The sequence below is a fragment of the Bacillus sp. JJ1127 genome (assembly GCF_036965845.1).
GTDB lineage: Bacteria > Bacillota > Bacilli > Bacillales > Bacillaceae_G > Bacillus_A.
In genome coordinates this window covers 1-8,599 of the sequence record NZ_JBALQK010000084.1, presented here as the reverse complement: position 1 = coordinate 8,599, position 8,599 = coordinate 1, and the positions used below count along the sequence as shown (strand labels likewise).

The window sequence follows — 8,599 nt, the reverse complement described above, 5'->3', positions numbered from 1 at the left end:
TCAACTTGTATTTATATATTTTATCCTGCTATTTGAGGTCTCAGAATCAATGGGGATGCCCCACTGATTAAAGTTTCACTTTACTGTTTTACTGATAAATCTCTTTTCACAACAGTACCCTCATGATCTATCTCAAGTTCACAAACCTCCAGCGCCGGAAATACTTTCATTAATTGCTCAGCAATGTCCTGGCGTTTTTCATATGGAGTTAAAATGAAAACAGAAGGTCCCGCACCACTAAGCGCTGTTCCATATGCTCCAACTCGTTTAGCATACTCGCGAATTGAAGGCAATAAAGGAACAAGTTGGGAGCGATACGGCTCATGAAACTGGTCTCTCTCCATCATTTCACCAACAATCTCCCATTTCTTTTGACATATTGCCGCCACTAATACATTGCTTACTGCACTTGCACGAACGGCATCATGAAATTGAAATGTTTCTGGTAATACAGAACGGCTTTTATTTGTATTTAATTCCTCATGAGGAATTAGAGCAATTACCCCTAATTCCTTACTCTCAATTCTTACAACAGATACATGATTCCCATCCATTGCACCAATTACTGTACCTCCTAAAATAGAAGCTGCTACATTATCAGGATGCCCCTCAAAGCTTGTAGCAAGATGAACTTTCTCATCTGTTGTTAAATGTAATTCCCCAAGTTGATTGGCAAGCTCTATTCCTGCTACAATGGCTGACGCACTACTTCCTAGTCCCCTTGTAAGCGGAATATTACTAGTAACTTCTATTGTGTAAGAAGATAAAGAAGGACATACCCGAAGTGCCGTACTTACAATTAAATTTCTTTCATCACTTGGAATGGAAGAATCAAAAGAATGGATAACGTGCCAATAAGCTGATTCCTCTTTAACTGCTACTTCCAAATATAATGATAACGCCATTCCTACAGAGTCAAAACCAGGACCTACATTTGCCGTACTAGCTGGAACACGAACTTTAAACGGTATCACGAAACGATCACTCCTTTAATATGTTCTTTAATTTGTTCCATATCATTTGAAACACTTGCGATTTCTACTTGATTAGAAGCAATAGCAATATCAGGGTCTTTTAAACCATTCCCTGTTAATACAGCAACAACTGTCTCTCCCTTATGGATTTTCCCGGATTGAACATGTTTGATTACGCCTGCCAGAGAAGCATTTGACCCTGGCTCTGCAAAAACGCCTTCTGTTTTTGCTAGCAGCTGATAAGCATTTAAAATCTCTTCGTCTGATACCATATCAATTTCACCATTCGATTGTTTTGCCGCTTCTACAGCATAGGACCAGCTAGCTGGATTACCAATACGAATCGCAGTTGCAACTGTTTCTGGTGAGTCGATAACATGACCTTTTACAATTGCTGCTGCCCCTTCTGCTTCAAAACCGTGTATCCTTGGCTTCTTGAATCCCTTTTCTTTCTCATACTCACAGAACCCTTTCCAATACGCTGTAATATTCCCTGCATTTCCAACCGGAATAGCAAGGACATCTGGTGCTTTTTGCAACTGATCACAAATTTCAAAAGCAGCAGTTTTTTGCCCTTCAATACGATATGGATTAACAGAATTTACTAATGTAATTGGCTCTTCCGCAGCAATTTGACGTACAGCTCGAAGCGCATCATCAAAGTTTCCTTCTATCGAAATAATTTCTGCTCCATATGCGATTGCTTGTGCTAATTTCCCATGAGCAATTTTCCCTTCCGGTATAACAATAATACACTTCATTCCAAGGCGAGCAGCATATGCTGCTGCCGATGCTGATGTATTTCCTGTTGAAGCACAAATGATGGCCTGTGATCCTTCTTCTTTTGCCTTCGCAACCGCCATCACCATTCCTCTATCTTTAAAAGATCCAGTAGGATTGGCACCCTCATATTTTCCATATAGCTGAATCCCTAATTCCTTAGAAATATTCAGAAGCGGGATTAGAGGTGTATTCCCTTCCATCAAGCTTACATCTGGTGTTTTTTCGCTGACCGGTAAATAAGAAGCATATTGTTTTAATAAACCATTATACATATTCTTTTTCCTCCTCAATACTGTAATAACTTTTAATTTCATGCGCTACACTTTCTAATGCTGTTAACACCTGTTCAAATTGATATTTTGAAGTTTGATGTGTCACAATTACAATTTCTGCAAACTTTTTATTCAATGGTAATTGAATAATCTCTTCTAAGCTAATTGACTGATTAACGAAACATTCTGTTATTTGTTGAAACATTCCTGGTTCGTCAAGTAACACAGTACGTAAAAAGTATTTCGAAACAACTTCTTCATCCCGCTTTAGTTTATAAGGCTCTGGTTCTTTTAACACGCTTTGGTTTTTTGTTACCTGATTCATATTTTTAACAATAGAAATGATATCGCTCACTACAGCAGACCCCGTTGGTAATTTCCCAGCACCCGGCCCATAAAACATTACTTCACCAACAGCATGACCGTGTACATAAACAGCGTTAAATTCATTATTTACACTAGATAGTGGGTGATGATTTGGCAATAAAGTAGGTGCTACACTTAAGTTAATTGCAGAACCTTGTTTCTCTGCTTTTCCAATCAGTTTCATTGTAAATCCGAATTTCTTTGCCATTTCTAAATCTTCTTTTTCTATATTTCGAATACCTCGAACATGCACATCATCTAATGAAACATTCATCGAAAACCCTAAATTAGCAAGAATAGCAACCTTCCGTGCAGCATCAAGCCCATCTACATCTGCTGAAGGATCTGATTCTGCAAATCCTAATTTTTGTGCTTCTTGTAATGCTTCTTCATACGACCAACCTTTTTGACTCATTTTTGTTAAAATATAATTTGTTGTTCCATTTACAATTCCCATTATTTTTTCAATGTGATCAGAAGCTAAGCCATCCGCAAGTCCTCTTAGTACCGGGATTCCTCCTGCTACACTAGCTTCGTAAAATAAATCACAATTGTTTTCATTAGCTAATTGCAACAATTCCGCCCCATGCACAGCCATTAAATCTTTATTCGCAGTTACGACATGCTTCTTGTTTCGCAAAGCCTTTATAATACACTCTTTTGCTTCTTTGATTCCTCCCATTACCTCTACTACGATATCAATATCTGAATCATTTAAAAGCTCATCGGCATTTCGTGTAACAGCAATCCCATCAATAGAGACATCCCGTTCTTTTTCCAAATTACGTACAGCTACTGCTTTTACCTTTACCTTGCAACCTGTATCAAGAGCGATTTTCTTATAATGTTCCTGCAAAATTTGAACGACACCACTTCCAACAGTTCCTAAACCTAATACGCCAACATAAATAACATTACTCATTTTTCAATCTCCTCCTAAATTTCAATTTATACTATATGACTCACCTTTAGCTGCTTTACATTCGTACAGGTGGTGGTTATTTTCGTACATATCAATCGTTCCATTCTACAGCACCTCCCTTCAATGTCAAAAAAACACACTCATCCCTAGTAAAGGGACGAATGTGTTTTCGTGGTTCCACCCTTGTTCCAATCCAAATATACATTTACTTCGGATTGCTCAAGATCAGATAACGGCTGAGACCGTCAATAATTACTAAATTACTCGTTCACTATTGAAGTTCAAAGGTGGTAAGATTATTTTTCGTGCTAGGAAGCTCACAGCCTATGACTTCCCTCTCTGAAAACCGTAAAAATAATCTCATGTCCTTATCATTACTTTTTCGTTCAATTCCATTTGTTAATTCATTATACGTACATACCACACAAAAGCAAGGAATATTTTTTATATTTTTAATTTTCGAACATAAAACTTATATAAAAAAACACACTCATCCCCAGTAAAGGGACGAATGTGTTTTCGTGGTTCCACCCTTGTTCCAATCCAAATATACATGTACTTCAGATTGCTCAAGATCAGATAACGGCTGAGACCGTCAATAATTACTAGATTACTAGATTACTCGTTCACTATTGAAGTTTAAAGGTGGTAAGATTATTTTTCGTGCTAGGAAGTTCACAGCCTATGACTTCCCTCTCTGAAAACCGTAAAAATAATCCCGTGTCCTTATCATTACTTTTCGTTCATGTCCATTTGTTAAATTATTATAATTACGACAATTCAAAAAATCAAGCCCATTTTCAAGAAAAATATTTATACGTTCTTTTCTCAACCAGATCATTACACTTTTATAACTTATTTTAAGATAATAAATACTTAAGCCTATCTACTTCTCTTTTGAAATTGGATTTCACATAAGAATATCAACTCAAATAACTATATAACTGATTTAAAATAGTAGTTAGCAAGCAAGTAAACATTCTTTGAACATCTGAACTATTAATTATATTTATATATTTCCTCAAGCAATATAACACAAAAAATTTTTAATATAATCTTTTTGTATAACTTTCCTCTAAAGAACGTGCAACTTCTTCCTCAGTTGAATTGATTTTTGCGTGATCCGTAAGCATTTTTGCTGCTGATGGCAGTCCTTCTTTTTCCATCCAAGATTCTGGATTCCACAATTCAGAACGAATAAATGCTTTTGCACAATGAATGAAACACTCTTCTACTTCTACAACAATTCCTAGAAGCGGACTACGACCATTCACTTGCATTTCTGCCAAGATCTCTGGATCTTTTGTGATAGCTGCACGCCCATTTATTCTTAATGATTCCCCAAGCCCTGGAATGAAACAAATAAGCCCTACCCTTGGATTAGATAAAATATTAAGAATAGAATCAACTCGCCGATTCCCTGGTCTTTCCGGAATTACAATTTGGTTTTCATTTAAAACATATACGAATCCAGGTGCGTCTCCCCTTGGAGAAGCATCACAATGACCAAATTCATCTGAAGTAGACATTACTAGAAATGGAGATTTAGACAAAAAATCACGACAATGATGGTCAAGCGATGGAATCACTTTTTTTACAGCCCGCTCACTTGGATATCCTAAAATAAGACGTAATTCATCTTCTGTTGAAATAAATGAATGTGTTTTCTTTTCTTCTATTCCCATTCCATATACACCCCTTAGTTTTTTCTTTATTTTCTCAAAATTATATATATTTATTGTATACTAAAATATACAGAAAGGGGAATATCAATGGCAGAATGGTTAACGATATTTGATACAGAAGGAAAGAAACTCGGAAAAAAATTACGTGATGATGTGCATCGTGACGGCGATTGGCATGAAACATTCCATTGTTGGTTTGTGGAAAAAGAAAACAACGACATTTGTTTATACTTTCAATTACGCGCTAAAAACAAGAAAGACTTCCCAGGAAAATGGGATATTACATCTGCTGGACATATTATGCATGATGAGGATATACAAATAGGTGGTCTTCGTGAAATAGAAGAGGAATTAGGACTTTCCTTTCAAACTACTGATTTAAAGTACAAAGGTATTTTTAAAATCAATCATGAAATTCCGCATTTCATTGACCGTGAAATGTGTCATATGTATTTTCACAATGTCATAAAGCCACCTCTATTCTCACCAGGTGATGAAGTAGAAGATGTAATGAAAATAAATGCCACTTCCTTTTTACAACTTCTAAAAGGCGAGATTCCATCTATAACAGGCATTTCAGCTTTAAATGAACATGCAAAACCTATTGCAATAACACGTGAAGATATCTATCCATATGAAATCGAATATTATAAATTCGTCGTAGAAAAGGGACGAGATATGCTAAAAATCAATAATTTCTAAAGTTAAATTGACCCCCACTTGAATAGTGCAGGGGTCTTCACCATTTATACGTCTTCTTTAAATAGCTTGAAAGATTTATAGGTAACCTTTATTGTTTCTCCAGTACCTTCAATTTCTTCTCTACCCGTACAAACAAATGAATGATTAATGCGATCATAAGACCTAAAATCGCAATCATTGTATGCGGATATCTAAATAGCACACCTATTACGCTCCCTATTAAAATCATAAAAACGCCATTTTGCTTCATCACTTCTGCACTGTATTGATTTCCAGCATTCCATAACTCTTTATTTTTCATTGATCGACGTGTTCGATAACCATATACTGCATTAATATCTGTTGGTGGATTTTTTTGCAAGATTAGTGCAGCTAGTACGAATATGATACCGATCAATAAGCTAATTCCTATATGTACAAGCGCATATACCATCCTATTCCCCTCCACATTTTCTTCAAATTGCATTGTTAGTTTATATTTTTATTATACAACTGATCCAAACCTTAAAACCTATATTTTCCAAAATAAAAAAAACATATCTTTCACTTCAAATTCACACTGAAGTCACATCTATCTTTTATATTATATCTATCGAAGCTGTTCCTCCCTAATAATGAGACATTCCCCAGTGTCTCGAACAGCTTTCCATCCCTAATTAAAATTGACATAAATTGTCCCTTTCCCTGACCATCTTGTGCTGACAAGATGGTCTATTTTTTATCACCTATTACTGAATCATGCCTCTTATCCATTAGGCAACTATTCATTTATATAAGTCCATTTTTATTTTTCAACATCTAAATCCCTGCTATGCAAAATGAAAAGTAACCTACACTCATTTACTCTTTCTGCTTTTACTTCGCATGTGGTAGAAAAAGGCACTGACCGCTTCTATGCATGACCTGATGCTCTCTCCCACCTAAAAAGAGGGGATTTGGTGTATATAGTAAGATCAATGTTCCACTCTACGATAATGTAAAGCGCTTCGTTTGTTCACTTAATTCATGAATTTGCGAGGCCATTTCTTGAACTTCTTGCGTAAATACGTCCATATGTTTCGCAACTTCTTCTATTGTAACATTCACTTCCTCAGTAGATTCAGCTGTTTCTTCACTTGCAGCTGTGACAGCCAAAACTTCAGTGTGAATGACGTTCTGCTGCTGTTTCATCGTTTCCATTTTACCGATAACGTGCTGCAAGGACTGATTTAATTCGTTTGAAATATATTGCAGTGCTTTCATTTGTTCTGCTACTACACTTACTTGACTGAACTGAGCATCATATTGTTGCAATGCTTGCGACAATTGCTCTGTTGTTCCAGATGCTTCTTGCTGCATCTTATAAATTAATTGACGAATATGCTTTGTTTGCTCTGACGTACGTTCCGCTAACAATTTCACTTCATCTGCTACAATGGCAAATCCTCTTCCAGACTCCCCCGCTCTAGCTGCTTCAATGGCCGCATTTAAAGAAAGCATATTCGTTTGCGCTGCAATGTCCTCGATTGTATATAGAAATTCTCCCGTATGGCTTACTTGCGTTAATAAAGAATTGACTGTATCTTGAAATTGATAGAACGTCTCTTTCATTTCCTTCCCTTGCATAACCGTATTATGCAGCATTTCCTGTCCTTCTTCTCCTGCTTGTGCCATCGCTTGAGAAATACTTTGCATATCATCTACAGCATGCTCGACTCCTCGTATTTCTTCTTCAAAAGAATGCATCGCATTTGAAACTTGTTCCATTGAAGAAACAGTTTGCGCATTACTATTTGTAATCTCTTGACTTGATAATAACATGGTTTGATTTTGTTCTTTCATTACATGTGTAGAAGATAATAACATTTTCGATGTTTGCGTTACAGAATGTGTTGCCTTCTGTACCCCATGTAACAACTCTCTTAAATGATCCATCATATATTCAAAGGAACGAACCATCTGTCCAATCTCATCTTTCTTACGAGATGAAATCTGGAGTTCTCTTAAATCACCTTCTGCAATCCGCTTTGTTTCCTCTTTCAACACATGAAGCGGCTTCAAACCTCGGTTAATAAAATAGAATAGACAAGCAAAGGCAATAACAACAATCCCTATATTAATAAGAGCATGTTCTACCATTCTATCTTTCAACAGGTTTTGCATAATCGTATCTACAACAGAAGCTTGTATATCCATTCCAAGCGCCCCATACACTTGGCCCTTTTCATCTTTTAATGGCACGATAACGGACATATATTTCCCGTATTTTTCATCATTCATAATAGGGGTGTACACCCATTCTCCTTGTTGCAGCTTTTTCACTTCTGCCGCATTACCTTCACACTTCTCCCAAATCGGTGATGCTTCCTTGCCAATTGGTTGCCCATCAATCATAATGTACGATTCATTGTTCTTAAAATGCATCGTGTATACATATAATGCACCATTATGTTCACGCATTTCATTTAATGTATTTCGCAATTTCTCATATGTATCATTTTGCTTTGGATCCTTTAACCACGATTCATATGTGCCTGTATCAAATTGTTTTTTCATTGCTTCAACTTGAATCTTCCCTAACTCTCCAATTGTTTGTTCCCCCGTGCCTTTCGCAGTAAAATATAAAAATGCAAAATTCACACTCGCCAATCCCAAGATTACTACAAATACAATTCCTAAAATTCGTGTTCGCAGATTCATAGTCGTTCTCCTTTTTAAATAAAAATTTATTAATTTAAACATAAAGAATGATAAATATAAAAAAGAGTTTTAAAAATCAATTCCATCTTCGGATTGTACATATTCTTTCTATTGAAAATTTAAAATACGTTATATTATGTATATAACATAAAAGTAAGTAATAAATATAGCATCTTTCCTAATTTTTATTAATATAATATTTATCCCGCTATTTGC

Annotated in this window: 7 protein-coding genes and 2 other annotated features; of the genes, 1 reads left to right on the top strand and 6 read right to left on the bottom strand. The window is 35.9% G+C overall.

Annotated features, from left to right (window positions below; genetic code table 11):
- Nucleotides 1–80 precede the first annotated feature (80 nt).
- The 4 genes from thrB to V7183_RS09895 all read right to left on the bottom strand — a co-directional run bounded on the left by thrB (nucleotide 81) and on the right by V7183_RS09895 (nucleotide 5,002).
- A complete protein-coding gene (gene thrB, locus V7183_RS09910) occupies nucleotides 81–974 on the bottom strand; it encodes a homoserine kinase (protein WP_335359362.1) in 894 nt (297 codons plus the stop codon).
- On the bottom strand, nucleotides 971–2,029 hold the full coding sequence (gene thrC, locus V7183_RS09905; RefSeq protein WP_335359361.1) for a threonine synthase: 1,059 nt from the start codon (nucleotides 2,027–2,029) through the stop codon (nucleotides 971–973). The genes thrB and thrC overlap by 4 nt, the downstream gene beginning before the upstream one ends.
- On the bottom strand, nucleotides 2,022–3,317 hold the full coding sequence (locus V7183_RS09900; RefSeq protein WP_335359360.1) for a homoserine dehydrogenase: 1,296 nt from the start codon (nucleotides 3,315–3,317) through the stop codon (nucleotides 2,022–2,024). Before V7183_RS09900 ends, thrC begins: the two co-directional genes overlap by 8 nt.
- A gap of 150 nt (nucleotides 3,318–3,467) precedes the next feature.
- Nucleotides 3,468–3,701, bottom strand: a binding site (T-box leader).
- A gap of 116 nt (nucleotides 3,702–3,817) precedes the next feature.
- Nucleotides 3,818–4,059 (bottom strand) — a binding site (T-box leader).
- Between the two features lie 304 nt (nucleotides 4,060–4,363).
- Nucleotides 4,364–5,002 carry a pyridoxamine 5'-phosphate oxidase family protein gene (locus V7183_RS09895; RefSeq protein WP_097899580.1) on the bottom strand — a complete coding sequence of 213 codons (639 nt, stop codon included), beginning with the start codon at nucleotides 5,000–5,002 and terminating at the stop codon, nucleotides 4,364–4,366.
- A gap of 87 nt (nucleotides 5,003–5,089) precedes the next feature.
- Between V7183_RS09895 and V7183_RS09890 the strand changes: the two genes are divergently transcribed.
- Nucleotides 5,090–5,704, top strand: coding sequence for an NUDIX hydrolase (locus tag V7183_RS09890; RefSeq protein WP_335359359.1), 615 nt, complete (start codon nucleotides 5,090–5,092; stop codon nucleotides 5,702–5,704).
- A gap of 88 nt (nucleotides 5,705–5,792) precedes the next feature.
- Here V7183_RS09890 and V7183_RS09885 read toward each other — a convergent pair whose 3' ends face one another.
- On the bottom strand, nucleotides 5,793–6,137 hold the full coding sequence (locus V7183_RS09885) for an SdpI family protein (RefSeq protein ID WP_335359358.1): 345 nt from the start codon (nucleotides 6,135–6,137) through the stop codon (nucleotides 5,793–5,795).
- 533 nt (nucleotides 6,138–6,670) lie between these two features.
- Nucleotides 6,671–8,383 (bottom strand): methyl-accepting chemotaxis protein, encoded by a 1,713-nt coding sequence (locus V7183_RS09880; RefSeq protein ID WP_335359357.1) that lies wholly within the window; start codon nucleotides 8,381–8,383, stop codon nucleotides 6,671–6,673.
- Nucleotides 8,384–8,599 lie beyond the last annotated feature (216 nt).